The following is a 26,160-nucleotide window of genomic DNA, read 5'->3' on the forward strand; positions in this document are numbered from 1 at the left end:
GCCGCCCATCTGGGCGGCTCTTTCCACGCGAAACAATAAGGGGGGACATGACCTCTGTGGGTCATGCCCCCCGCTAATCTGGTGGACGATACAGGACTTGAACCTGTGACCTCCCGCACGTCAAGCGGATGCTCTACCAGCTGAGCTAATCGTCCAGACAGCGTAGATTATTATATCCGTACAAGCTCTATTTGTCAATACTTTTTTTGATTTTCCCCTTTTCAAAGGGGAACCCGGCTGGTATACTCGGATCAAAGTGGATTGGAAAGGGGTGGCGGGCATGCTCTGCCGACGGGTCTCTCTGGAGGAGCTCCATCCGGCGCTGGACGGGGGCGCCCCGGAGACGGGGCTGGACATATACTGCCGGGGCCGCACCGGCCTGCTGGCCGACGACGGGGCGCGGTGGGCGGTGCTGATCCTCCCCGGCGGGGGATACGAGCGCATTGCCCCGGCGGAGGGAGAGCCGGTGGCCCTGGCCTTTCTGGCCGCGGGGGTACAGGCCTTTGTGCTGTCCTACAGTGTGCTGCCCGCCCTCTGGCCCAGGCAATTCCTGGAGGGGGCGGCCGCTCTGGCCTGGATGCGGGCCAACGCCCCGGAGCTGGGCTTCCGGCCCGACCGGGTGGCAGTGTGCGGCTTTTCCGCCGGGGGACATCTGGCGGGCTGCCTGGCCGGCGGGTACGCCGAGCCCCTCCTGAACGAGCGGCTGGGGCTGACGCCGGAGCAGGTGCGGCCGGACGCGGCCATACTGGGCTATCCGGTGGTGCACGAGGCCCGCTATCTGGACCCCCTGGGCGGGGCGGAGGTGCTGCGGCCGGACCGCCGGGTGGGCCCGGGCCACCCGCCCGCCTTTCTCTGGGCCACGGTGGGGGACGCCACGGTGCCGGTGGAAAATACCCTGGACTATGCCCGCGCCCTGCGGGCGCGGCAGGTGCCTTTTGAGCTGCACCTGTTTCAGGACGGGCCCCATGCCATGGGGCTGGCCGACCGGGAGAGTGCCCGGGACGAGGCCCACTATAACGCCCATGCAGCGGCCTGGCATCCGCTGTGCATAGACTGGCTGAAAGGAAGAGGATGATGGAGCAGAAGGTGGTCCTGATCACCGGCGGAAGCCGGGGCATCGGCGCGGCAACCGCCCGGCGCTTTGCCGCCGGGGGCTGTAAGGTGGTTATCAACTACCACCGTTCCCAGGCCCAGGCCGAGGCCCTGGCGGCGGAGATTGGGGGCTGGGCGGTGCAGGCAGACGTGGCCGATCCGGTCCAGGTGGGAAGAATGGTTGACAATGTGTTGGATAAATATTGTCAACTTGACATTCTGATATGCAATGCCGGCATTGCACAGCAGAAATTGTTTGGCGATTTGACCGATGACGACTGGCGGCGGATGTTTGCCGTCAACGTGGACGGCGTGTTTCACGCCGTCCGGGCCGCCCTGCCCCACTTCATCCACCGCAAGGCGGGGCGGATCGTCACCGTGTCCTCCATGTGGGGGCAGGTGGGCGGCTCCTGCGAGGTGGCCTATTCCGCCGCAAAGGCCGCAGTGATCGGCCTCACAAGGGCTTTGGCCAAGGAGCTGGGCCCCTCGGGCATCACGGTGAACTGCGTGTCTCCCGGGGTTATTTCCACGGAAATGAACGCCCATCTGGACCAGGAAGCCCTGGCCGCCCTGGCGGAGGAGACTCCCCTGGGGGCCATCGGCACCCCGGAGGACGTGGCGGAGGCCATCTGGTATCTCTCCTCCGACGCCGCCCGGTTTGTTACCGGCCAAGTGCTGGCCCCCAACGGCGGGCTGGTAATTTAAGTGTCCGTTTCACAATTTGTTCATATTTTACACAAGGGCGGTCTCTCACAGGCCGCCCTTGTGTATTTTGCTAGTTGACAATTTCAAGCGCACAGAATATAATTGTCAACAACTTCAAAGGAGGATACCACTATGAAAAAGACTCGCTTCCTGTCTCTTGCACTGACGGGTACTCTCTGCGTGTCCCTGCTGGCCGGCTGCGGCGGCAGCGGTGACGGCGGCGGGGCAGCCCAGACCCCCGACGCAGCCAACACCAGCGCCGTCCAGGAGAACACCGGCTCCGCCTTCAAGCTGGGCGGCACCGGCCCTCTGACCGGCGACGCCGCCATCTATGGCCTGGCTGCCCAGCGCGGCGCCCAGATCGCCGTGGATGAAATCAAAGAGGCCGGCGGCGACATTCAGTTCGCGCTGAAGTACGAGGACGATGTGAACGTCCCGGAGACTGCGGTCAACGCTTACAACGCCCTGAAGGAGTGGGGCATGCAGATCTCCCTGGGCTCCGTCACCTCCCAGCCCGGCGTCAGCACCTCCGCCCTGGCCTTTGAGGACCGCATCTTTACCATGACCCCCTCCGGCAGCTCCCCCGATGTCATCAGCGGCAAGGACAACGTCTACCAGATGTGCTTCTCCGACCCCAACCAGGGCCTGGCCTCCGCCCAGTATATCACCGAGCAGGGCCTGGGTGAGAAGGTCTTTATCATCTGGAAAAATGACGATGTGTATTCCACCGGCATTAAGGAACAGTTTGTGAAGGAGGCCGAGACCCTGGGCCTGGAGGTGGTGGGCGACGCCACCTTTACCACCGACACCGCCACCGACTTCTCCGTTCAGCTCACCCAGGCCCAGCAGGCCGGGGCCGACCTGGTGTTCCTGCCCATCTACTATCAGCCCGCCTCCCTGATTCTGAGCCAGGCCGACGCCATGGGCTACACCCCCACCTTCTTCGGCGTGGACGGCATGGACGGCATCCTGACCATGGACGGCTTTGACGCCTCCCTAGCCGAGGGCGTCATGCTGCTGACCCCCTTCAACGCCGACGCCACCGACGAGGCCACCGTCAACTTCGTGACCAAGTACCAGGAGCTTTACGGCGAAACCCCCAACCAGTTTGCCGCCGACGCCTATGACTGCGTCTACGCCTACAAGATGGCCCTGGAGGCCGCCGGCTGCACCCCCGACATGAGCAATGAGGAGCTCTGCGACGCCCTGATTGCCACCTTCCCCACCATTACCCTGACCGGCCTGACTGGCGACGGCGCCGGCATCACCTGGGATGCCTCCGGCGAGGTATCCAAGAGCCCCAAGGGCATGGTTATCGAGAACGGCGCTTACGTGGGCATGGACTGATCGCCAGTCCCAGCGTTCACAAAACACGGTTCCGGGGGGGCGGCCGGCACGGCCGGCGGCCCTCCCGCCAACTGCTTACACAGAACAAATGGATGATTGCGGCCGGGCAACGGCCCGCCATTGCCCGGCCGCAATCATCCATGACAGAGAGGTGTGTGTTATGGTCTTCCTCAACTACCTGATCAACGGGATCAGCCTGGGCAGCATCTACGCCATCATCGCCCTGGGGTACACCATGGTCTACGGCATCGCCAAGATGCTCAACTTCGCCCACGGCGATGTCATCATGGTGGGCGCGTACATCTGCTTTTTCAGCATGAACGGGCTGTCCTCCCTCTTCGCCCCGGGCAGCCTGGCCGCGCTGGTGGTTCCCGCCCTGGCTGGCACGGTGCTGGCCATGGTGGTGTGCACCGTGCTGGGCATCACCATCGAGCGGCTGGCCTACAAGCCCCTGCGGCAGGCCACCTCCCTGGCGGTGCTCATCACCGCCATCGGCGTGAGCTACTTCCTCCAGAATGCGGCCCAGCTCCTGTGGAGCTCCAGCCCCAAGGTATTTACCCCCGTGGTGAGCCCGTCCGCCAAGCTGACCCTGTTTGACGGCCAGCTCTCCATCTCCTGGCTGACCATCGTGACCGTCCTGGTGTGCGTGGCCATCATGCTGGCCCTCACCGCCTTTACCGGCCGCACCAAGATGGGCAAGGCCATGCGGGCCTGCTCGGAGGACAAGGCGGCGGCCCAGCTTATGGGCATTGACGTCAACCGCACCATCTCCATGACCTTTGCCATCGGCTCCGCCCTGGCGGCCATCGCGGGCGTCCTGTTCCTGTCCACCTACACCAGCCTGACCCCCACCACCGGCTCCATGCCCGGCATCAAGGCCTTTACCGCCGCCGTGTTCGGCGGCATCGGCTCCATCCCCGGCGCCCTGCTGGGCGGCCTGCTGCTGGGCGTCATTGAGACCTTTGCCCGCGCCTACATCTCCACCGAGCTGTCCACCGCCATCGTGTTCGGTGTGCTGATCATCGTCCTGCTGGTGAAGCCCGCCGGCCTGCTGGGCAAGACCGTCCGTGAGAAAGTGTGAGGTGGACGCGATGAGACAACTTGGACAGATGAAAAAATCCACCAAAAACAGCCTGTTTACCTACACGCTGGTCATTGCGGCCTTTGTGGTGGTGCAGGCCCTGCGGATGGGCCCCGGCGTGGGCGCCATGCTGGAGGGGCAGCTCATCCCCATCTGCGCCTACATCGTCATGGCGCTGGCCCTGAACCTGGTGGTGGGCGTCTCCGGCGAGCTGAGCCTGGGCCACGCCGGCTTCATGAGCATTGGAGCCTTTGCCGGCTCTGCCCTGGCCCTGGCTCTCCAGAGCACCGTCACCCTTTCCCCCCTGCGCCTGGCCCTGGCCATGGTATTCGGTGCGGTCATCGCCGCCGCGCTGGGCTTTCTCATCGGCATCCCCGTGCTGCGCCTCAATGGCGACTATCTGGCCATTGTAACTCTGGCTTTTGGCGAGATCATCAAGAGCATCATCACCAATGTCTACCTGGGGGTGGATGAAAACGGCCTCCAGTTCAGCTTCCTCTCCAACAAAAACGAGCTGGCCGACGGCGGGGTGGAGCTCATCCGCGGCCCCATGGGCGTGATGAACACCCAGCGTATCTCCACCTTTATTGCCGGCTTTGTACTGGTGCTGGTGGCCCTGGTGGTCATCTTCAACCTGGTCAACAGCCGCACCGGCCGGGCCGTCATGGCCGCCCGGGACAACCGCATCGCCGCCGAGAGCGTGGGCATCAGCGTCACCAAGTACAAGATGATTGCCTTTGTGGTCTCCGCCGCCCTGGCGGGCGCGGCGGGCACCCTGTACGGGTGCAGCCAGACCACCTTCGCCGCCACCAAGTTCGACTTCAATACCTCCATTCTGATTCTGGTGTTCGTGGTGCTGGGCGGCCTGGGCAACATGTGGGGCTCCGTCATTGCCGCCGCCGCCCTCACTATCCTGCCCGAGGCGCTGCGCCAGTTCTCCAACTACCGCATGCTGGTGTACGCCATTGTGCTGATCCTGGTCATGCTGGCCACCAACAATCCCACCCTGAAGGGCTTCTTCTCCCGGCTGTTCCACCGGGAGCGGGCGGACGCGCCCCATGCGGCGGCGGTGAAAGGAGGCGGCAAGCAGTGAGCAGCATAAAGCGACCCGAGACCAAGCTGGTCCCAGTGCCCAGCGTCAACAAGATTCCAGAGCGGGACGTGGACAAGAGCCCCATCCTGGAGGCCCAGCACCTGGGCATCGACTTCGGCGGCCTCACCGCCGTCAACGAGTTCAACATGGCCATCGGCCGCACTGAGGTCGCCGGCCTGATCGGCCCCAACGGCGCGGGCAAGACCACGGTGTTCAACCTGCTGACCAAGGTGTACCAGCCCACCCGGGGCACCGTTCTGCTGGACGGAGTGGACACCCACAACATGAACACAGTGCAGGTCAACAAGGCGGGCATCGCCCGTACCTTCCAGAACATCCGCCTGTTTAACAACCTGAGCGTGGAGGACAATGTCAAAATCGGCATGCACAATTCCATCCACTGCGGCCTGTTCAGCGGCATTCTCCGCCTGCCCCGGTACTGGAAGGAGGAGAAGACCGCCCATGAGCGGGCGCTGGAGCTGCTCTCCATTTTTGACATGCAGGATTTGGCGGGCGTCAAGGCGGGCTCCCTGCCCTACGGCGCCCAGCGCCGGCTGGAGATCGTCCGCGCCCTGGGTACCAACCCGTCCCTGCTGCTACTGGACGAGCCGGCGGCGGGCATGAACCCCTCGGAGACGGCGGAGCTGATGGAGAACATCGTCAAAATCCGCGACACCTTCCAGATTGCCATTCTCCTCATCGAGCACGACATGAACCTGGTTATGGGTATCTGCGAGGGCATCTGTGTGCTCAACTTCGGCCAGATCATCGCCAAGGGCACCCCCACGGAAATTCAGAACAACCCGGAGGTCATCAAGGCCTACCTGGGCGGCGGAAAGGAGGGCTGAGAGATGGCTGTGATGCTGGATGTCAAGAACATCAACGTCTATTACGGCGCCATTCACGCCGTCAAGGACATCTCCTTTCAGGTCAACGAGGGGGAGATTGTCACCCTCATCGGCGCCAACGGCGCGGGCAAGACTACCACACTGCAAACCGTGTCCGGTCTGCTCCACACCCGCACCGGCTCCATTGAGTTCCTGGGGCAGCCCATCCAGAACGTCCCCGCCTCCAAGCTGGTGGGCCGCGGACTGGCCCAGGTGCCGGAGGGCCGCCGGGTCTTTCAGCAGATGACAGTGGAGGAGAACCTGGAGATGGGCGGCTTCACCCAGCCCGCCTCCACCATCGCCCCCGGCCTGGAGCGGGTGTACGAGCAGTTCCCCCGGCTGAAGGAGCGCCGCCGTCAGGTGGCGGGCACCCTGTCCGGCGGCGAGCAGCAGATGCTGGCCATGGGGCGGGCCCTCATGTCCAACCCCAAGCTGCTCATGCTGGACGAGCCCTCCATGGGCCTGGCCCCCCTGCTGGTGGAGCAGATCTTCGACATCATCAAGGAGCTCCACCGGGCGGGCACCACGATTCTCCTGGTGGAGCAGAACGCCCAGATGGCCCTGAGCGTGGCCGACCGGGGCTACGTGCTGGAGACCGGACGGGTCACCCTCACCGGCCCCGGCCGGGAGCTGCTGGCCGACGAGGCCGTCAAAAAGGCATACCTGGGCGGTTAAACGGCAGCCCGGCGGAGCGCGCTCCGCCGGGCTGTTTTCCATTTCCTCCCCTTGACTGGCGTGCTATAATATGGTCAGCAAGGCAATATCGCCGCGTTGTGCAAGGAGGCGCTGATCCATACCATGCCCAATTACTACGCGCACCTGACGTTTGGCCAACGGGTGCTGGCGGACCTGCCCGCCGGCCTGTCCGAGCTCATTGAGCAGGAGCGGGAGGCCTTTGACCTGGGCTGTCTGGGCCCCGACCCGCTGTTCTTCTACCAGCCCATCCGCCCCAACGCCGTCCGGCGGGAGGGGATCAAGATGCACCGCCGCTCCGCCCTGCCCGCGGTGGAGCGTCTGCGCCAGGCTATCGAGGATGGCGTACCCATGTCCACCGGCTACGGAGCTGGCTTCCTCTGCCATTTGGCCCTGGACAGCGCCTGCCACGGCTACGTGGACGACCGGGCCGCCGACGGCCCCATCTCCCACATGGCCATTGAGGGGGAGTATGACCGGATGCTGATGGAGCGGGACGGCCTCAATGCCGCCGAGCAGTCCCCACTGCCCAGCGCCCCGGCCAACCGCGCCGTCTGGGAGGCGGCGTCCCAGGCCTTTGTCCACGCCTCCCCTGACCAGATGCGGCGGGCCTACCGCTCCATGGCCTTCTTCTCCGGCTTCCTGGCCCGCTCCAACGGTCGCATGACCGGCAAGGTCATTGGTGCGGTGAGCCACATGCTCCCCATTCCCTCCGCCAAGGGCATCGCCCTGAAGGAGACGCCCCACCCCTCGGCGCAGGAGAGCAACGCCGATCTCAACCGTCTGCTGGAGGCGGCCATCCCTGAGACAGCGGAGCAGATCACCGCCTTTTTCCAGGCCATTTCGGCGGAAACTCCCGTGCCCCGCTGGTTCGACCGGGACTTCAAGGGCAATCCGCCCCCCATCCCCCAGCGCATCCGCTGGCAGGACATCCCAGAGCACTCCGTTACATGACAAGCGCCGCCCCCGCATTGTGGGGGCGCCGCTTTCTCATTGGGCCTCCAACAGGAAGGTCACCGGGCGCAGCCCGTCGGTACAGCACACCACATTGACCCCCTCCCGCCGCTGCCAGGGGGTATAGGAGGCACCGCAGGACAGGGCGGACACCGAGCGGTAGAGATCGATCCACGCCCAGGGGCAGAAGCCGGCTGGCATTTCCGCGCCCCCGGTATAGAGGAACTGATCCCCCTCCCGGAAGAAGTCGCAGACGCACTCCTCCGGAGGCTCGGTGAGGTGCTCCCGGATCAGATCGGGGTAAAATCCCTTGCGCAGCACAGTGATTTTCACGTTCTTCATGGTGCAAGCTCCTTTCGCTCCTCCGGTTCGTTTTGAAACTCTGTCATGGTGCCCCAGAACCGCTTGGGCATCTGGGTCATGCGGCACCGGGGGTTCTCCCGCCCCTCGATGGCGATGTTGTCGTAGAACCGCCGCCACAGGCGGCGGAAGTCCCGCTCCTCCCGGCCGGGGGCGGCGGCGCGGAACGCCTCCAGGGGCACGATGGTCCACCGCCGGGGCCGGTAAAACAGCGCCTCCCGGTGGGTGCGGTCGTAGAGGACGAAGGACTCCTCCGGATAGCGGGCGCAGAAGTGGGGCCGGAGGAGGGGGAGCACCCGGTTTTTGGGGGCGATCTCCCCCACCAGCACCCCCTCCTGCTCGGAGAAGCGGGTGAAGCCCTTGAGCAGATGGGCCTCCCCGGTCAGGTGGCCCACCGCGCGGGTCAGCACCGCCACCCGGTCGTCGGTGAGATCCCGCACCACCCCCGGCCCCCGGTCGTACCCCAGGCGGAGAAACCGCCACAGGTGGAGCTCCCGCTCCTCCAGGCAGGTGAGAAAGCCGTACACCGCCAGCCGCCGCCCCTCCTGCCCCAGCCTGGGGGCCAGGGAGCGGTACACCCGCTGGGCGCGGGCCTCGTCGGTGTCCACCGTCCGCTCCGGCCAGAGGGAAATCCGCCCGTCCTCCGGGGTGGAAAAGCTCATGGGCTCCTCCCGGTGGGCGTAGCTGGCAAATACACAGGTCAAAAAGCCGGCAAAGCTGCCGTCGTAGGCATAGGAAACCGGTGTCCAGTCCATGGCCGCCTCCTAACCCGTCTGCTCGAAGAGGGAGAGCTGCTCCGGCGCACCCTGGGTCAGCATGGGCCGCTCCTGGGCCACCAGGTGGCGGAGCACCCCGTCGGGGGAGACCCGCAGGCCCTCCAGGTACTTGCCGCCGCAGGTGAGGAAATACTGGGCCCGCTTGAGCACCACCCCCAGCTTTTTCAGCCCCGCAAAGGTGAGGGACGCGCACCGGCGGGCAACCAGGATGCGCCGGGCGGAGGTCACCCCGATACCCGGCACCCGCAACAGGGCCTCGTAGTCCGCCCGGTTGACCTCCACCGGGAAGAACTCCGGGTGGCTCAGCGCCCAGGAGCACTTGGGGTCTACCAGGGGATTGAAGTTGGGGTGGGCCTCGTCCAGCAGCTCCTCGGCCCGGAAGTGGTAGAACCGCAGCAGCCAGTCCGCCTGGTAGAGCCGGTGCTCCCGCAGCAGGGGCGGCTTGAAGTCCCGCCGGGCGGGGAGAAGGGCGCTGTCCGACACCGGCATGTAGGCGGAGTAGAACACCCGCTTGAGCTTGTACTTGTCGTAGAGAGCCTGGGTGAGGGTGAGGATGTGCCTGTCGCTCTCCGGCGTGGCGCCGATGATCATCTGGGTGGACTGCCCCGCCGGGGCGAAGCGGGGGGCGTGGCGGAACCGGGCCAGCTCCCCCCGGCTGGCCTGAATGCCATCCCGGATCTGGGCCATAGGGGCCAGGATGGCGGCCTTGGCCTTGTCGGGCGCCAGGCGGCCCAGGCTCTCCTCGCTGGGCAGCTCGATGTTGACGGACAGGCGGTCGGCCAGCAGGCCCAGCCGCCGGGTGAGGAGGGGGTCGGCCCCCGGGATGGCCTTGGCGTGGATATAGCCGCGGAAGCCGTACTCCTCCCGCAGCAGGCGCAGGGCCTCGATCATGGCCTCGGTGGTGCGGTCGGGGCCGCCCCACACGGCGGAGGAGAGGAAGAGTCCCTCGATGTAGTTGCGCCGGTAAAAGCCGATGGTGAGCTCCGCCAGCTCCCGTGGGGTGAAGGCGGCCCGGCGCACATCGCTGGAGCGGCGGTTGACGCAGTAGGCGCAGTCGTAGACGCACCGGTTGGTAAGCAGCACCTTGAGCAGGGAGATGCACCGGCCGTCGGCGGAGAAGGAGTGGCAGCACCCGGCGGCCAGGGTGCTCCCCAGGCCGCCGGGCCGGCCCGCCCGATCCAGCCCGCTGGAGGTGCACGCCGCGTCGTACTTGGCCGCGTCGGCCAGAATGGTCAGCTTGTCCAGCAGCTCCACACTGCCGCCCCCTCTTCTTTTTCTTTAGCTTTATTATATATCGAACATTTGTTTCAGTCAAGAGGGGGATAATGGAAACCCACCCCGGAGCCGAGGCCCGGGGTGGGTTGCTTGGTCACTCTCCCATGTAGGAGAAGTGCATATAGTCGTGGTAGCCCTCGGAATCGTCGCTGCTGTAAGCCCAGGCGTCGCCGCCCCAGCTCCAGCCGTGCTCGGCAAAGATGCGCACCACGGAGGAGTCGGGGGAGATGGAATAGGCATTGCTCCCCGGCTCCCAGCAGCTGCCGGCCAGCACCTGACCGTCGCGGATCTGGTAATTCTCGTTGGCGTTGATGTCGATGGCGGTGCCGCAGTTGTGCTCGCCGGTGGCGGAGTCGCCCCGCCAGGCGTAGCCGCCCACATCGTGGATGGGGAAGTGCTCAGGATCGTTGTAGATCTCGGTGAAGATCTCCTTCACGTCCTCCGCCAGGGCGGCGTGGACGGAGAGGGTAAGGGTGGAGGACACCTTCTCCCCGCCGGAGAGCTGCCATACCGGCACGGTGACAGTGGTCATAGCGGCGGCGGCCTCCTCCTGGCTGGCAAAGCGGCTCTTGCTCTCGTCGCCGAAGAGAAGGATGTGCTTGCGGGCGTTGTCCCCCTGGAAGCTGAGCCAGAAGTCCTGCTTATAGTAGTCCTCATAGGCGGCCTCGCCCCGCTCCACCTTCTCCCAGAACTGCTCCTCCTGAATCTCGGCCCCGGTCATGGGCCGGAAATACAGGGTATAGCTGTCGCAGGCAGTGCTGGTATACGATGCCGTCTCCCGGTCGTAGTCGTAGACGTAGTAGCCCACGTCCAGCCCGTTCGCCAGGCTGGACAGGTAGGTACTCACCTCCGTCTCCACCTGCTGGTCGGGCAGGAGGGCCTCGCCGGTGTCGGCGTTCAGAATGTGAAGGGTGACGGTCTGGCTCTCGCCGCGGCAGCTATTGTCCACCTGCTCCAGTACCCGCATCAACAGCACCGCGCCGTCGCAGCGCTGAAGGGGATCGGCATAGCCGAAGGAGCCGTCCGCCTTGCCCTGGATGACGCAGCGGCGGGCCAGCTCGGCCACCGCCTCCTGGCGGAGGCTGTCCATCCGCCCCCAGTCCGACAGGGCTGTGGGATCAATCGGCTGATCCCAGAAGGAGGGGGTATATTCCTCCGGCAGAGCGTTGCAGAGCACCACCGCGGCATCCTGGCGGGTGACCGCCCCGGTCAGCGCGGCCTCGTCCAGCCCCTCCAGCAGGCCGGCGCTCCGGGCGGCATCCAGCCCCGCCTGATCCCAGGCCGCGCCGGAAGCGGCGCTGCGGGCATATTCCTCCGGGGCAAAGGCCCGGGCGGCCATGGCCAGGAACTGGGGCCAGGTCAGGGGTGCAGAGGGGCTCATGGTGTTGGCTCCAGTGCCCTGGAGGATGCCGTAGCCCGCGGCCTCCGTCATGGCGATATAGGCCCAGTGACTGGAGGGCAGGTCGGAGAAGGATGCGGCCGCTGCCCCCGCGGGGGCGGCCATGGGCAGGGCCAGCAGGCCCGTCAGGACCAGTGTGCAGACTCTCTTTACCGTGTGCATGCTCTATCTCTCCTTTACAAGCAACGGATTCCGCGGCCCGGCCGCAGCACCTGTTTTCCTCCCTACCGGACCCGGTAGATGTAGTGCTCCTTGCGGGGGGCGGGTGCAGGGGCCGTGTCCGCCCGGTAGCCCAGGATACAGTGGCCGATGCCCTCGTAGTCGCCCTCCACGCCCCACTGTCGGAGCAGGGCCTTACCCTCCTCGGAGTCAAACACCTCTTTGGCCCGGTGAACCCAGCAAGAGGCCAGCCCCACCGCCTTAGCTGCGTTCATCAGGTTGCTCATGACGCAGCTGCCGTCATATACCCGGTTGGTGTTATCCCTGGCCGCCAGCACCACCAGCACGGTGGGCGCACCGTAGAAGGGGTCGGCCTCCGGGGTGCCCAGCACTGCGGCATTCATCTTCCGCAGCTGCTCCACCACAGCGGGATTCTGCACTGCCACGATGATCGGGGACTGCTGGCCCCGGGCCGTGGGAGCATAGGTGCCCGCCTCTAATACTGCGTTCAACTCCTCGTCGGTGATCTGCTCCGGCCGGTAGCTGCGGCAGCTCCGGCGCTCCTTCAAAACCTTCAACACTTCGTTCATTGCCAAATTACCTGCCTTTCTTATGAGAGATCGGTTGTATTTTACCGGAAAATACGATAAGATACAATCCTCAGATTCTCTTCCCACCAGTGTTGATGAAAAGAAAGGCGGATGCTTGTGCCTCTGTTTCCCCTCCTATGGCTCTTTTTCTGTTATTCCTTCCTCGGCTGGGTGCTGGAGACGGCGGTTTCCGCCGTCCGCCTTCACCGCTATGTGGACCGCAGCGTGCTGTTCGGCCCGCTGTGCGCCTGCTACGGCATCACTGCCGTTCTGCTTACCGTGGGTCTGCCCGAGCTGCGGGGCAACTACTTCTTCCTCTTCCTGGGCAGCGCCATCTGCTCCACGGTGGTGGAATGGATCGCCGGTCACCTGCTGGAGAAGGCCACCCACACCCGCTGGTGGGACTACTCCAACCGGCGCGGCAACCTAGACGGCTACATCTGTGTCGGCGCCTTCCTCCTGTGGGGCGTGCTGGGCCTGGCGGCCGTACAGTGGATCAATCCACTGCTCCTGGCCCTCTACCGCTGGCTGCCTCCGCTGGTGGGGGAAATCCTGCTGTGGGTGCTGCTGGCCCTGCTGGCGGCGGACATCGCGGGCACCGTGCTGACCCTCTGCGGCGTCCGCAGCAGCCTGCCCCCGCTGGAGAACCTAAACAGCCGTCTGGCCGCCCTCTCCGTCCGGCTTGGGGAGTGGATTCTCCGCCGCGCCGAGGGGCGCATTCAGAAGGCCCACCCCGGCGCGGTCTTTTCCCGCCGGCGGGAAAGGACCACCGTCAGTCCCTTTGCCCGGGGGGCCAGCTTTTACAGCATCCTGCTCCTGTTCTTTATCGGCGGAGTGGCCGGTGATCTGGCCGAAACCATCTTCTGCCGCCTCAAAATGGGCTGGTGGATGAGCCGCAGCAGCGTGGTGTGGGGCCCCTTCAGCATCGTGTGGGGCCTGGCCCTGGCCGCCGCCACCCTGTTCCTCTACAAATACCGGGACCGCTCGGCCTCCTTTTTCTTTGTGGCGGGCACCCTGCTGGGCGGCCTGTATGAGTACCTGTGCAGCGTCTTTACCGAGCTGGTGTTCGGCACCGTGTTCTGGGACTACAGCGCTATTCCCTTCAACCTGGGCGGGCGCATCAACCTGCTGTACTGCTTCTTCTGGGGCTTCGCCGCGGTGGCCTGGTTCCGGGGGCTCTACCCCATCCTGGCCCGCTGGATCGCCAAGATTCCGCCGCGCCCCGGGAAAGCGGTGGTCTGGCTGCTCATCGCCTTCATGTCCGTCAATATGGCGGTCAGCGGCCTGGCCCTGGCACGCTACAGCGCCCGGGCCGCCGGAGAGCCCGCCGACGCGGCCTGGGAGCAGTACATGGATGCCCACTACGGTGACGACGTGATGGAGCGCATCTACCCCTATGCGAAGATGACTGGCTGAGTCCAAGCCGTCAAGCACCCTCCGGGTCATGAGACCTGGAGGGTGCCTTTACATGGGGCGGAGAGAGCCGCGTGGGAGGGCGTCGGCTCTGCCCCGCCGGGGCCCCCATCTTTATTTTATCTGTCCGGCGGAACGGAATTCCGCCGGCATCAAGGTTTTGGGCCCACGGCCCAAAACGCTTGGACGGCGCAAAGCGCCGCCCCCCCGTCGGCCGCCGTATAAAACGGGCCCCGGACGTTTCGTCCGGGGCCCTTGTGCGAGCTTGTTTACTTGTAGAGCTCCACCAGTCTGGTGAGATGCTCATAGCGCTCCTTGGCGGCCTCTTCGTTCTGGGCAAACAGCTCCTTGGCGCGCTCGGGGAAGGCGCGGGTCAGGGAGGAGTAGCGGGCCTCGTTCATCAGGAACTCCTGATAGCCGCCGGCGGGGGCCTTGGAGTCCAGGGTGAACGGGTTCTTGCCCTCGGCCTTCAGAGCGGGGTTGAACCGGAACAGGTTCCAGTAGCCGCACTCCACGGCCTTCTTCATCTCAACCTGGCAGTTGGCCATACCGCCCTTGATGGAGTGCATCTCACAGGGGGCGTAGCCGATGACCAGGGAGGGGCCGTGGTAGGCCTCAGCCTCGGTGATGGCCTTCAGAGTCTGGTTGGGGTTGGCGCCCATGGCCACCTGGGCCACGTAGACGTAGCCGTACTGCATGGCGATCTCCGCAAGGCTCTTCTTGGGCTGGTTCTTGCCGGCGGCGGCAAACTGGGCCACCTGGCCGATATTGGAGGACTTGGAGGCCTGTCCGCCGGTGTTGGAATAGACCTCGGTATCGAAGACGAAGATGTTGACGTCCTCGCCGGAGGCGATGACGTGATCCAGGCCGCCGTAGCCGATGTCGTAAGCCCAGCCGTCGCCGCCGAAGATCCACACGGACTTCTTAACCAGATACTCCTTCTCCTGGAGAATCTCAGCGGCCAGCTTGCAGGCGTCACACTGGCAGAGCTTCTCACCCTTGGCCTGCAGCTCTTTGCCAAACGCCTGGATCTCGGGCTTGGAGCTGGCCAGCAGCTCGTCCACCGTGCACAGGCCGTCCTCCAGAGCGGCGATGTAGGCCTTGGTGGCCTCGGCGTTGGCCGCGCCGTCCTCCATGGTATCCAGCCACTTCTGGGCAGTCTCCTTAATGGCTGGAGTGCACCACTCCACGGCCAGCAGGGCGCGGGTCTTGTCGGCCAGGCGGCTGCGGATGGCCTTCTGGCCCAGGTGCAGGCCAAGGCCGTGCTCGGCGTTATCCTCGAACAGGGAGTTGGCCCAGGCGGGACCCTTGCCCTCCTTGTTGACGGTGTAGGGGGAGGTGGCAGCCGGGCCGCCCCAGATGGAGGAACAGCCGGTGGCGTTGGAAATATACATACGGTCGCCGCAGACCTGGGTGACCAGGCGGGCATAGGCGGTCTCGGCGCAGCCGGCGCAGGAGCCGGAGAACTCCAGCAGGGGCTGCTTGAACTGGCTGCCCTTGACGGTATTGGTGTCCTCCACGTCGGCCTTGGGGGCCACCTTGGCCACCATGTAGTCAAAGACCTCCTGCTCGGCAGCCTGGGACTCCTGGGGCTTCATGGTCAGGGCCTTGACGGGGCAGGTGCTCACACACACGGAGCAGCCCATGCAGTCCAGCGGGGAAATGGCAATGGCAAACTTGTATACACCCTTGCCCTTGCCGGCCTTGATGTCCACGATCTTGGCCTGAGCGGGGGCGTTCTTGGCCTCCTCCTCAGTGAGGGCATAGGGCCGGATGGTGGCGTGGGGGCAGACATAGGAGCACTGGTTGCACTGGATGCACTTGGTCTGATCCCACTCGGGCACGCTGACGGCCACGCCGCGCTTCTCATAGGCGGAAGCGCCCTGGCAGAAGGTGCCGTCCTCGTGGCCGTTGGCAAAGGCGGAGACGGGCAGGCTGTCGCCGTCCATGCGGCCCACGGGCTCCATGATCTCCTTGACCATCTTCACGGTGGCGGCGTTGCCCTCCACGTGCTCGGCCACGGTCTCGTCCTTGGCGTCCTTCCAGGAGGCGGGCACCTCAAACTTGTGGAACGCGGTGGCGCCCATGTCGATGGCCTTGTGGTTCATATCCACCACGTCCTGGCCCTTCTTCAGGTAGGAGTGGGTGGCGGCGTCCTTCATGTAGCCGATGGCCTCCGCCTCGGGCATGACCTTGGCCAGCTTGAAGAAGGCGGACTGGAGGATGGTGTTGGTGCGCTTGCCCATGCCGATCTCGATGGCCAGGTCGATGGCGTTGATGGTGTAGACCTGGATGTTGTGCTCGGCGATGTAGCGCTTGGCCACGGCGGGCATGTGGTGATCCAGCTCCTCGTCAGACCACTGGCAGTTGATGAGGAACACGCCGCCGTCCTTCACGTCGCGGACCATGGGGAAGCCCTTGACGATGTAGGCGGGCACGTGGCAGGCGACAAAGTCGGCCTTGTTGATGTAGTAGGGGGCGCGGATGGGCTCGTCGCCGAAGCGCAGGTGGCTGATGGTTACGCCGCCGGTCTTCTTGGAGTCGTACTGGAAGTAGGCCTGCACGTACTTGTCGGTGTGGTCGCCGATGATCTTGATGGAGTTCTTGTTGGCGCCCACGGTGCCGTCGCCGCCCAGGCCCCAGAACTTGCACTCGATGGTACCGGGGGCCGCGGTGTTGGGGGAGGGCTTCTCCTCCAGGGAGGTGTGGGTCACGTCGTCCACGATGCCGACGGTGAACTGGCGCTTGGGCGCGGACTTGGTCAGCTCCTCATACACGGCGAACACGTTGCTGGGCGGGGTGTCCTTGGAGCCCAGGCCGTAGCGGCCGCCGATGATGGTGGCCTGCCGGCCGGCGTTGGCGAAGGCGGTGACCACGTCCAGGTACAGGGGGTCACCCAGGGCGCCGGGCTCCTTGGTGCGGTCGAGCACGGCGATCTTGGTGGCGGTGGCGGGGATGGCCGCCAGCAGCTTGTCGGCGCGGAAGGGCCGGTACAGACGGACCTTCACCAGGCCCACCTTCTCGCCGTGGGCGTTCAGGTAGTCGATGACCTCCTCGGCCACGTCGCAGATGGAGCCCATGGCGATGATAACCCGGTCGGCGTCGGGCGCGCCATAGTAGTTGAAGAGCTGGTAGTTGGTGCCCAGCTTGGCGTTGACCTTGCCCATGTACTCCTCCACGATCTCGGGGAGGGCGTCATAGTACTTGTTGGCGGCCTCGCGGTGCTGGAAGAAGATGTCGCCATTCTCGTGGGAGCCGCGCATCACGGGGCGCTCGGGGTTGAGGGCGCGCTTGCGGAAGGCCTCCACGGCGTCCATGTCCACCATGTCGGCCAGATCCTCGTTGTCCCAGATGGCGATCTTCTGGATCTCGTGAGAGGTGCGGAAGCCGTCAAAGAAGTTGATAAAGGGGACGCGGCCCTTGATGGCTGCCAGGTGGGCCACGGCGCCCAGGTCCATGACCTCCTGGGGGTTGGACTCGCACAGCATGGCAAAGCCGGTCTGGCGGCAGGCCATAACGTCGGAATGGTCGCCGAAGATGTTCAGCGCGTGGGTGGCCACGGTACGGGCGGACACGTGAAACACGGTGGGCATCAGCTCACCGGCCAGCTTGTACATGTTGGGAATCATCAGCAGCAGGCCCTGGGAGGCGGTGTAGGTGGTGGTCAGCGCGCCCGCGGCCAGAGAGCCGTGGACCGTACCGGCGGCGCCGGCCTCGGACTGCATCTCGATGACATTGACGGTGGTGCCGAAGATGTTCTTGCGGCCCTGGGCGGCCCACTGGTCCACATTGTCGGCCATGGGGCTGGACGGGGTGATGGGGTAGATGCCCGCCACCTCGGTGAAGGCGTAGGACACGTGCGCTGCCGCCGTGTTGCCGTCCATGGTTTTCAGCTTTCTCGCCATAGAAACGATTCCTCCTTGTTCATGGTTCCAGGGCAATGGGAATCCGTCCCCGTCCATCCCCCGGACTGACCGGGCCCGATTCCCATTACCCTGGCTGATTACAGCTGCCTCCGGGCGGAGCCTGTCCCCCCGGGGCGCATACATTTTATCACCTTCATTGACGTTTGTAAATCAAATCTTACTCTGAATTATTATTTTTCTTTTTGTTCCTGAATTAGAAGAAATAATTGGATTTTTTCCGTTCTCCTTTGAGAAAAATTATTTAGTTATATATTACTAACTAAACTGAGCATGCTAAAATATGCAGTTTTAAAGCCGGTCCTTTGCCGTATCCTGTTCTCCCCTTTCCCTCCGCCGGTACAGGGCCGCTTTTCACCCTTTCGGCGGCGGGTCCGGTATGCTATAATGGATGCAACATGACGAAAGGGAAAGGAGGCGGCACCCATGCTCTGTGAAGTGCGCTCCCTGGGGCTGAGCGGGATCTCCGGCTATGAGGTGCGGGCAGAGTGCGACCTGTCGGCCGGTCTGCCCGCCTTTGAGATCGTGGGCCTGCCTGACGCGGCGGTGAAGGAGGCCCGGGACCGGGTGCGCGCCGCCATTAAAAACTGCGGCTTCACCTTCCCGGTGTCCCGCATCACGGTCAACCTGGCTCCCGCCAACCAGCGCAAGGGGGGCACGGTGTACGATCTGCCCATTCTGGCGGGTATTCTGGCCGCCGGGGGGCAGCTCAGGCTGGACGGGCCGGACAGCGCCTACGTGGGGGAGCTGTCTTTGTCCGGCTCCCTGCGGCCGGTGGTGGGGATGCTGCCCATGGCCCTGGCCGCCCGGAGGGCGGGCATCAAGCGGCTGTACGTCCCCGCCCCCTCCGCCGCCGAGGCCACTCTGGCCGGCGGGCTGGAGGTCTACCCGGTGGAGAGCGTGGGGCAGTTGGCGGCCCATCTGAGGGGGGAGGCCCCTCTGGAGCCGGCGGCGGCCTGGACGCCGGGGCCGGAGGACTTTGCCTGCCCCGACTTTGCCGACGTGAAGGGGCAGGAAAACGTGAAGCGCGCCCTGGAGATCGCCGCCGCCGGCGGCCACAACCTCTGCATGGTGGGCCCGCCCGGATCGGGCAAGTCCATGCTGGCCCGCCGCCTGCCCTCCATCCTCCCTGATCTGACCCGGCGGGAGGCCCTGGAGGCCACGGAGATCCACTCCGTCCTGGGCCTCACCACCTCTGAGCACCCCCTGCTGGTGCGGCGGCCCTTCCGCTCCCCCCACCACACGGTGTCCGCCATGGGCATGGCCGGAGGCGGCTCCAGTCCCCGGCCGGGAGAGATCTCCCTGGCCCACAACGGGGTGCTCTTTCTGGACGAGCTGCCCGAGTTCTCCAAGGAGGCCCTGGAGACCCTGCGCCAGCCTCTGGAGGACGGGCGGGTGCAGATCAGCCGGGTGTCGGGCACGGCGGTGTTCCCCGCCCGCTTCATGCTGGTGTGCGCCATGAATCCCTGCAAGTGCGGCTGGTACGGCTATTCGGACCGCTGCCGCTGCTCGCCCCAGGCGGTGGAGAAGTACCTCAGCCGCCTGTCCGGGCCCCTGCTGGACCGCATCGACCTGTTCGTGGAGGTGCCGCCACTGGACTTTGACGCGCTCTCCCGCCGGACCCCGGCGGAGCCCTCCGCCGCCATCAAGGCCCGGGTGGACGGGGCCCGGGCGGTGCAGGCCGCCCGCTTCGGCCCCGGCGGCCCGGCCTGCAACGACCAGATGGGCCCGGCGGAGCTCTCCCGCTTCTGCGCCCTGGACGACGCCTGCCGCGCCGTGATGAAGGGGGCCTTCGACCGGATGGGCCTCACCGCCCGCAGCTACGACCGCATCCTCCGTGTGGCCCGCACCATCGCCGATCTGGACGGGGCGGAGGCCATCGCCGTGGAGCACCTGGCCGAAGCCCTCCAGTACCGCCCGCCGGAGTACCTGCGGCGGTAGGCCCCCGGACGCGGGTGGAGACAGGCCCGCCCCTCTGGACAACAAAAAACAAATTGGATATAATAGTGAAACTTTGGGAAAGGAATCCAGACTACATGAACGAGATTATTCTGTTAAAACTAGGGGAGCTGGTGCTTAAGGGGCTCAACCGGCGTACCTTTGAGGACCGTCTCGTGGCCAACGCCCGCCGCCGCCTCCAGGCCCACGGCAAATTCAAGGTATACACCAAGCAGTCTACCATGTATGTGGAGCCGCAGAGCGAGGACTGCGATCTGGACGGCGCGTGGGAGGCCATGACCAAGCTCTTCGGCGTGGTTGGCCTGTCCCGGGCCCGGGCCTGCGCGAAGGACAAGGACGCCATGCTCCAGACCGCCGTGGAGTACCTGGGGGACCGGCTGGCGGCCGCCAAGACCTTCAAGGTGGAGTCCAAGCGGGCGGACAAGAGCTTCCCCATGACCTCCATCCAGCTCTCCCAGTACGTGGGCGGCGAGCTGGACGAGAAGTACCCCAACCTGACCGTGGACGTGCACCACCCGGAGCTGACCGTCTACCTGGAGGTGCGGGACTACGCCGCCTACGTCCACGCCGACCCGGAGCCGGGAGCCGGCGGCCTGCCCGTGGGCGTGGGAGGCAGGGCGGTGAGCCTGCTTTCCGGCGGCATCGACTCCCCCGTGGCCTCCTGGATGATCGCCAAGCGGGGCATTGCCCTGGAAATGGTGCACTTCTTCTCCTACCCCTACACCTCCGAGGAGGCCAAGCAGAAGGTGCTCACCCTGGCCAAGCTGCTCACCCCCTGGTGCGGACGGCTCACCGTCCACGTGGTGCCCTTCACCGCCATCCAGGAGGAGCTGCGCCGCAAGTGCCCGGAGGAGCTGTTCACCGTGCTCATGCGGCGGTTCATGATGCGCATCGCCGAGGCGGTGGCCCAGCGGTGCGGCGCCGGGGCCATCGTCACCGGCGAGTGCCTGGGCCAGGTGGCCAGCCAGACCATGGAGGCCATGCGGGCCACCACCGCCGTCACCACCCTGCCCATCCTGCGGCCGGTGGTGGGCATGGACAAGGAGGAGATTGTCCGCATCGCCCGGAGGATCAACACCTTCGAGACCTCCATCCTGCCCTATGAGGACTGCTGCACCGTCTTTACCCCCCGCCACCCCCGGCTGCGCCCTGTGCTGGGGGAGCTGGAGGCCGCCGAGGCCGCGCTGGACGTGGAGGGCCTGGTAAAGGCCGCCGTGGACGGCATCGAGCGGGTTCAGGTCTGACCGCAGCGGCGGGAAACGGCGGGCGGCCATAAAGGCCGCCCCTACGGTTTCTCCCCCCGCGGAGGAGAACTCCCAATTACTACATCCTCGGGCGGAGTGAATCCGCCCTGTGGAAATGCTGCGCTGCGCATTTGCGGCGGCACCCGCCGCCGATGCCGGTGTTGGCGACAGGAGGTCTTTTTTATGTCTCACACTGCGGAGCTGATCGCAGTCGGTACGGAGCTGCTGCTGGGCAACATCGCCAACACCGACGCCCAGATGCTTTCCCAGGGCCTGTCGGCCCTGGGCATCAACGTCTACTACCACACGGTGGTGGGCGACAACCCCCAGCGGCTGCGGGCCGCGGTGGAGCTGGCCAAAAGCCGGGCGGACATTCTTATTACCACCGGCGGCCTGGGCCCCACCTGCGACGATCTGACCAAAAACGTGCTGGCCGAGTGCTTCGGCAAAAAGCTGGTGTTCCACGCGCCCTCCGCCCGCCGCATCGAGGCCTACTTTGAGCGGCTCCACGCCGGCCGCCCCATGACGGAGAACAACTACCAGCAGGCCATGCTGCCCGAGGGGTGCACGGTGCTGGACAACGACTGGGGCACCGCCCCCGGCGTGGCCTTCGAGGCGGACGGGGTGCGGGTCATCATGCTCCCCGGCCCGCCCCGGGAGTGCAGGGCCATGTTCACCCACCGGGTGATCCCCTACCTGAAGAGCCTGGCCGACGGGGTCATTGTCTCCCGGACGCTCAAGCTCTTCGGCATCGGGGAGTCCTCCATGGAGGCCCAGCTCCGGGAGGAGATGGAGGCCATGACCAACCCCACCCTGGCCCCCTATGCCAAGGAGGGGGAGTGTGAGCTGCGCATCACCGCCAAAGCGGCGGACGAGGCGGCCGCCCGGGCCCTGATCGCCCCGGTGGAGGAGCGCCTGCGGGCCCGGTTCGGCCCCCTCATTTACGGCGCCGACGTGCCCTCCCTGGAGGCGGCGGTGTTCCAGCTTTTGAAGGAAAAGGGCCTCACCCTGGGCTGCGCCGAGAGCTGCACCGGCGGGCTGATCGCCAAGCGCATGACCGATCTGTCCGGGGTGTCCGCCGTGTTCCGCGGCGGCGTGGTGAGCTACGCCACCGGGGTGAAGCACACCGTCCTGGGGGTGCCTCAGGCGCTGCTGGACGAGTTCGGGGCGGTGAGCGAGCCGGTGGCCCGCGCCATGGCCGAGGGAGCCCGGCGGGTACTGGGGTGCGATCTGGCGGTGGCCTCCACCGGCGTGGCCGGGCCCGATCCCGACGAGCGGGGCAACCCGGTGGGACTGGTCTACCTGGCCCTGGCCGCGCCGGACGGCACCTGGGTGCGGAAAATCCAGCAGGGTCTGGGCCGGGAGCGGGTACGCCACGTGTCCGCCTCCCACGGCTTTGACCTGGCCCGGCGGTATCTCTCCGGCCTGGAGGTAAAATAAAAACAGCGGGTATTCTGCCAGAGACAGAATACCCGCTGTTTTTGTATAGGGGCGGACAATTGCCATCCATAGGGGCCGGGCGGCCACAAGGGCCGCTCCTACGCCGGTGCTGAAACGGCCCGCCTCTAGCCCTTCAGGGTGACAGCCACGGCGTATGCCCGATCGTACTGGTTGAGATTGGCCAAGTCGGAGAACCCGCCGGGCAGGGGAGGAATTCCCACGCCCTCCCCGTCATCATAGATCTCCAGATAGAGCGGCGTGCGCTCCCCTATGGTCATGGCCTGATCTTCCTCCAGCCAGACCGAGGCCCGGCCTGTCTCCAGGCCGCGGTCCATCCCGTCCAGCCGGGGGGCGTAGCTGTATTGGGTGCCACCGTCCTGGACATTTACGGTGATCTTATCCCCGCTGAGGACGACCCCCAGCCGCCGCGTCCCGGCGGCGCTGATGGACACGCCCCCCTCCGCCACGGTCTGCCAGGCCCCGTTCTCCCAGGACAGCACCTCCACGGTGCAGTCGCTCACACCCTCGCCGGCCGCGCACTCAAACAGGCCGTACTCCGCGTCGGAGCCCCCCACCAGCTTCAGCAGGGCCGCCTCCTCCTCGGTGAGCTCCAGGGGGCGGATAGTGTTGTCCCCCAGCTCCTCCCCCTTGTCTCCGCCCCGGGCGCCGCAGCCCGTCAGGAGCAGGGCGCACGCCAGGGCCAAACCAAGCAGCTTTTTCATGTCCATCGTCCTCTCTTTCTCTCTCATACAATCCAGGCCGAGCCCACCACGGCGTCGCCGTCGTAGAACACCGCCAGCTGGCCGGGGGTTGGGGCGCGGGCGGGGGTGTGCATCCGCAGCAGCACGCCGTCTTCCTCCGGCTCCAGGGTGGCCGCCGTCTGCGTGCGGGAGTGGCGCAGCCGCACCGTCACCTCCATGGGGCCGGTCAGGCCGTCCACGGCCAGCCAGTTGGGCTCCGTCCCCCGCACCTCGTCCCGGCCCAGATCGGAGCCGTCGGAGAGCACCACCTCGTTGGCGTCCGGCCGCAGGGCGGTCACATAGTACCGATGGGGCCCCGACACCCCCAGGCCCCGGCCCTGGCCCAGGGTATAGCAGTGGATCCCCCGGTGCCGGCCCAGCACCTTTCCCTCTTTATCCACAAAGTTTCCCTCCGGTGTGGAAAACCCGCGCCTCTCCAGCCAGGCGGCGTAGTCCCCGTCGGGGATAAAACAGATCTCCATGGAGTCCGGCTTGTCCGCCACCGGGATGCCAAAGTCCCGGGCCAGGGCGCGCACCTGGGCCTTTTCGTAATCTCCCAGCGGAAATATTACTCTCTGTAATTGTTCCCGCGTCAGCCGGGCCAGCATATAGGACTGGTCGTTGGCGGGCATGCCCTTTTTCAGCCCCCCGTTTTCCACACGGGCGTAGTGCCCGGTGGATACATACCGGGCCCCGATGCGGCCGGCCAGGGCAAAGAGCGCGGGGAACTTCACCGCCGGATTGCAGCGGGCGCAGGGCAGGGGGGTGCGGCCCGCCCGGTAGTCGGCGGCAAAGGGGGCGCACACCTCCCGCTCCAGCTCGGCCCGGATGTCGGCCGTCTCGAAGGGAATGCCCAGCCGCTCCGCCACGGCGGCGGCGTCCGCCGCCCCCGTACCGCCCAGGCCGATGTCCAGATAGAGGCCGGTGACGTCGTACCGCTCCTGCAAGAGCCGGGCCGCCACGGCGGAATCCACCCCGCCCGACAGGCCCAGCACAATCTTTTCCTTCATAGCGTCTCCTTTTCCTGGGATTTTGCGGGGCAGGGGCCCGCCCCCTCTCCGCCCTGGGGCCGCTCCAGATGGATCATGAGCGCGGCGATGTCCGCCGGGGAGACGCCCGAGATGCGGGAGGCCTGCCCCAGATTGAGGGGGCGGATCTTGTCCAGCTTCTGCCGGGCCTCGGTGCGCAGGCCCCGCAGGGACAGGTAGTCCAGATCGGGGGGGAGGGGCCGGTTTTCCATCTTCCGCTGCTCGGCCACCTGGCGGAGCTGGCGGTCGATGTAGCCCTGGTATTTCACGGCGATCTCCACCGCCTCGGTGACGGCGGTGGGCAGCGGCCGCCGGTCCGGATCCGCCCCGGCCAGACTCTCATAGGTGTTCTCCGGCCGGCGGAGCAGGTCGCACAGGCGGCCCTCCGCGGTGCCGGTGTGCTCCAGGCGCTTGATCTCCCGGTCCACGGCGGCGTATTTGTCCACCACCCGCCGGTACCGCTCGTCGCTGATCAGGCCGATAGCATGCGCCACGGGGCACAGCCGCCGGTCGGCGTTGTCCTGCCGGTGGAGCAGGCGGTACTCGGTGCGGGAGGTCATCATGCGGTAGGGCTCATTGGTGCCCTTGGTCACCAGATCGTCGATGAGCACCCCAATGTACCCCTGATCCCGCCGCAGAATGAGGGGCTCCCGGTTCAGAAGCTTCAGGGCGGCATTCACCCCGGCCACGAAGCCCTGGACGGCGGCCTCCTCGTAGCCGGAGGAGCCGTTGAACTGCCCGGCCCCGTAGAGTCCCGCCACCCGCTTGTGCTCCAGGGTGGGGAGCAGCTCGGTGGGGTCCACGCAGTCGTACTCGATGGCGTAGGCCGGGCGGGTCATCTCCGCCCGCTCCAGGCCGGGAATGGTGTGGAGCATCTGCACCTGCACGTCCTCCGGCAGGGAGGAGGACAGGCCCTGGATGTAGAGCTCTTCGGTGTTCAGCCCCATGGGCTCCACGAAGAGCTGGTGCCGCTCCTTGTCGGCAAAGCGCACCACCTTGTCCTCGATGGAGGGGCAGTACCGGGGCCCGATGCCCTCGATCACCCCGGAGAACAGGGGGGAGCGGTCCAGGTTGGCCCGGATAACGGCGTGGGTGGCGGCATTGGTGTAGGTCAGCCAGCACACCGCCTGATTCTCTGGTGGCCGCTCCGTCTCGAAGGAGAAGGGGAGGACCCGCTCGTCCCCCGGCTGTACCTCCATCTGGGAGAAATCCACACTGCGGGCGTTCACCCGGGGGGGCGTGCCCGTCTTGAACCGCCGCAGGCCCAGGCCCAGCCTTTTCAGGCTCTCGGTCAGGGGGAGGGCGGCGGCCAGGCCGTCGGGGCCGGAGGAGCGGGTCACATCCCCCACGATGGTGCGGCCCCCCAGGTAGGTGCCCGAGGCCACCACCACCGCCCGCACCCGGTACACCGCCCCGTAGGCGGTGCGCACGGCGGTGACCCGGCCGCCTTCGGCATAGATATCGGTGATCTCCGCCTGCTTCACCCACAGGCGCTCCTGCTGTTCCAGGGTGTGCTTCATGATCTCCTGGTACCTCCGCCGGTCGGCCTGCGCCCGGAGGGACCACACCGCCGGGCCCTTGCCCCGGTTGAGCAGCCGGTACTGGATGCAGGCCTGGTCGGCGGCCCTTGCCATCTCTCCCCCCAGGGCGTCCAGCTCCCGCACCAGGTGGCCCTTGCCCGTGCCGCCGATGGCCGGGTTGCACGGCATGTTGCCCACCGCGTCCAGATTGACGGTGAAGCACAGGGTGTTCAGCCCCAGCCGCGCCGCGGCCAGGGCGGCCTCAATGCCTGCGTGGCCCGCGCCGATGACGGCAATATCGTAACTTCCTGCTTCGTAATCCATGTATGTTCCTTCTCGCTTCAAAGTATCCAATGGGTCGGCAGCGAAAAAAACGCCAAATTCGGCTCAGCGGGCCGATGTAGGCATCGGCCCCTACATTTTGCGGGAAATACTTCCCTTGCCGCAGACCCGTAGGGGCGGGTGCCCACACCCGCCCCTAC

General features: G+C 66.0%; 21 protein-coding genes and 1 tRNA gene. 12 read left to right on the forward strand and 10 right to left on the reverse strand.

The genetic code is table 11. The features are described from left to right. Positions 1 to 79: 79 nt before the first annotated feature. Positions 80 to 155: transfer RNA gene (locus ACESY8_RS05085), tRNA-Val, on the reverse strand. 125 nt (positions 156 to 280) lie between these two features. On the opposite strand from ACESY8_RS05085, the gene ACESY8_RS05090 reads away from it, so the two are divergent. From ACESY8_RS05090 to ACESY8_RS05125, 8 genes are all read left to right on the forward strand, one after another. Further along, positions 281 to 1,075, forward strand: a complete 795-nt coding sequence (locus ACESY8_RS05090; protein ID WP_204681710.1) for an alpha/beta hydrolase — start codon at positions 281 to 283, stop codon at positions 1,073 to 1,075. Continuing rightward, positions 1,072 to 1,797, forward strand: a complete 726-nt coding sequence (gene ymfI / locus ACESY8_RS05095) for an elongation factor P 5-aminopentanone reductase (RefSeq protein ID WP_054338835.1) — start codon at positions 1,072 to 1,074, stop codon at positions 1,795 to 1,797. Before ACESY8_RS05090 ends, ymfI begins: the two co-directional genes overlap by 4 nt. Before the next feature lie 132 nt (positions 1,798 to 1,929). Beyond that, the gene (locus ACESY8_RS05100) at positions 1,930 to 3,144 is read left to right on the forward strand and encodes an ABC transporter substrate-binding protein (protein WP_007489916.1); all 1,215 of its coding nucleotides are present in this window, start codon (positions 1,930 to 1,932) and stop codon (positions 3,142 to 3,144) included. Between the two features lie 160 nt (positions 3,145 to 3,304). Continuing rightward, positions 3,305 to 4,225 carry a branched-chain amino acid ABC transporter permease gene (locus tag ACESY8_RS05105; RefSeq protein WP_007489918.1) on the forward strand — a complete coding sequence of 307 codons (921 nt, stop codon included), beginning with the start codon at positions 3,305 to 3,307 and terminating at the stop codon, positions 4,223 to 4,225. Between the two features lie 10 nt (positions 4,226 to 4,235). Continuing rightward, a complete protein-coding gene (locus ACESY8_RS05110; RefSeq protein ID WP_007489920.1) occupies positions 4,236 to 5,318 on the forward strand; it encodes a branched-chain amino acid ABC transporter permease in 1,083 nt (360 codons plus the stop codon). A gap of 5 nt (positions 5,319 to 5,323) precedes the next feature. Then, positions 5,324 to 6,166: an ABC transporter ATP-binding protein gene (locus ACESY8_RS05115; RefSeq protein ID WP_404861482.1), complete on the forward strand. Its 843-nt coding sequence runs from the start codon at positions 5,324 to 5,326 to the stop codon at positions 6,164 to 6,166. 12 nt (positions 6,167 to 6,178) lie between these two features. Continuing rightward, positions 6,179 to 6,880 carry an ABC transporter ATP-binding protein gene (locus tag ACESY8_RS05120; RefSeq protein WP_337649571.1) on the forward strand — a complete coding sequence of 234 codons (702 nt, stop codon included), beginning with the start codon at positions 6,179 to 6,181 and terminating at the stop codon, positions 6,878 to 6,880. Positions 6,881 to 7,003: 123 nt separating this feature from the next. After that, the gene (locus ACESY8_RS05125) at positions 7,004 to 7,852 is read left to right on the forward strand and encodes a zinc dependent phospholipase C family protein (RefSeq protein ID WP_009257207.1); all 849 of its coding nucleotides are present in this window, start codon (positions 7,004 to 7,006) and stop codon (positions 7,850 to 7,852) included. 36 nt (positions 7,853 to 7,888) lie between these two features. Here ACESY8_RS05125 and ACESY8_RS05130 read toward each other — a convergent pair whose 3' ends face one another. The 5 genes from ACESY8_RS05130 to ACESY8_RS05150 form a co-directional block, all read right to left on the reverse strand. After that, positions 7,889 to 8,194: a TIGR04076 family protein gene (locus ACESY8_RS05130; RefSeq protein WP_007489925.1), complete on the reverse strand. Its 306-nt coding sequence runs from the start codon at positions 8,192 to 8,194 to the stop codon at positions 7,889 to 7,891. Then, the gene (locus tag ACESY8_RS05135; RefSeq protein ID WP_498794654.1) at positions 8,191 to 8,967 is read right to left on the reverse strand and encodes a TIGR03915 family putative DNA repair protein; all 777 of its coding nucleotides are present in this window, start codon (positions 8,965 to 8,967) and stop codon (positions 8,191 to 8,193) included. Before ACESY8_RS05135 ends, ACESY8_RS05130 begins: the two co-directional genes overlap by 4 nt. A 9-nt stretch (positions 8,968 to 8,976) precedes the next feature. Further along, entirely contained in the window at positions 8,977 to 10,242 is a 1,266-nt protein-coding gene (locus tag ACESY8_RS05140) for a putative DNA modification/repair radical SAM protein (RefSeq protein ID WP_054338833.1), read from the reverse strand. A gap of 115 nt (positions 10,243 to 10,357) precedes the next feature. Further along, positions 10,358 to 11,824: an S-layer homology domain-containing protein gene (locus ACESY8_RS05145; protein ID WP_204681709.1), complete on the reverse strand. Its 1,467-nt coding sequence runs from the start codon at positions 11,822 to 11,824 to the stop codon at positions 10,358 to 10,360. Positions 11,825 to 11,886: 62 nt separating this feature from the next. Further along, a complete protein-coding gene (locus ACESY8_RS05150) occupies positions 11,887 to 12,411 on the reverse strand; it encodes a nitroreductase (protein ID WP_009257202.1) in 525 nt (174 codons plus the stop codon). Positions 12,412 to 12,522: 111 nt separating this feature from the next. On the opposite strand from ACESY8_RS05150, the gene ACESY8_RS05155 reads away from it, so the two are divergent. Beyond that, on the forward strand, positions 12,523 to 13,827 hold the full coding sequence (locus ACESY8_RS05155) for a putative ABC transporter permease (protein WP_007489930.1): 1,305 nt from the start codon (positions 12,523 to 12,525) through the stop codon (positions 13,825 to 13,827). Between the two features lie 266 nt (positions 13,828 to 14,093). Here ACESY8_RS05155 and nifJ read toward each other — a convergent pair whose 3' ends face one another. After that, positions 14,094 to 17,729: a pyruvate:ferredoxin (flavodoxin) oxidoreductase gene (gene nifJ, locus ACESY8_RS05160; protein WP_024723883.1), complete on the reverse strand. Its 3,636-nt coding sequence runs from the start codon at positions 17,727 to 17,729 to the stop codon at positions 14,094 to 14,096. A gap of 444 nt (positions 17,730 to 18,173) precedes the next feature. Here nifJ and ACESY8_RS05165 point away from each other — a divergent pair, with 444 nt between their 5' ends. The 3 genes from ACESY8_RS05165 (at position 18,174) to ACESY8_RS05175 (ending at position 22,390) form a co-directional block, all read left to right on the forward strand. Continuing rightward, positions 18,174 to 19,688, forward strand: a complete 1,515-nt coding sequence (locus ACESY8_RS05165) for a YifB family Mg chelatase-like AAA ATPase (protein WP_054338832.1) — start codon at positions 18,174 to 18,176, stop codon at positions 19,686 to 19,688. A gap of 95 nt (positions 19,689 to 19,783) precedes the next feature. After that, entirely contained in the window at positions 19,784 to 20,950 is a 1,167-nt protein-coding gene (gene thiI, locus ACESY8_RS05170; RefSeq protein WP_044938335.1) for a tRNA uracil 4-sulfurtransferase ThiI, read from the forward strand. Between the two features lie 183 nt (positions 20,951 to 21,133). Further along, complete coding sequence (locus ACESY8_RS05175; protein ID WP_148342169.1) at positions 21,134 to 22,390, forward strand: competence/damage-inducible protein A; 1,257 nt, start codon at positions 21,134 to 21,136, stop codon at positions 22,388 to 22,390. A 125-nt stretch (positions 22,391 to 22,515) separates the two neighbouring features. Here the strand turns inward: ACESY8_RS05175 and ACESY8_RS05180 are convergent, their stop codons facing one another. The 3 genes from ACESY8_RS05180 to mnmG are packed head-to-tail and all read right to left on the reverse strand — an operon-like array spanning position 22,516 to position 26,002. Then, positions 22,516 to 23,112 carry a hypothetical protein gene (locus ACESY8_RS05180; protein WP_243276655.1) on the reverse strand — a complete coding sequence of 199 codons (597 nt, stop codon included), beginning with the start codon at positions 23,110 to 23,112 and terminating at the stop codon, positions 22,516 to 22,518. Positions 23,113 to 23,135: 23 nt separating this feature from the next. Then, positions 23,136 to 24,140 carry a tRNA 2-thiouridine(34) synthase MnmA gene (gene mnmA, locus ACESY8_RS05185; protein WP_148342167.1) on the reverse strand — a complete coding sequence of 335 codons (1,005 nt, stop codon included), beginning with the start codon at positions 24,138 to 24,140 and terminating at the stop codon, positions 23,136 to 23,138. After that, the gene (gene mnmG, locus ACESY8_RS05190) at positions 24,137 to 26,002 is read right to left on the reverse strand and encodes a tRNA uridine-5-carboxymethylaminomethyl(34) synthesis enzyme MnmG (protein WP_148342166.1); all 1,866 of its coding nucleotides are present in this window, start codon (positions 26,000 to 26,002) and stop codon (positions 24,137 to 24,139) included. The genes mnmA and mnmG overlap by 4 nt, the downstream gene beginning before the upstream one ends. Positions 26,003 to 26,160: the final 158 nt, after the last annotated feature.

This window comes from Clostridium sp. ATCC BAA-442, from assembly GCF_964239415.1.
GTDB lineage: Bacteria > Bacillota > Clostridia > Oscillospirales > Oscillospiraceae > Flavonifractor > Flavonifractor plautii.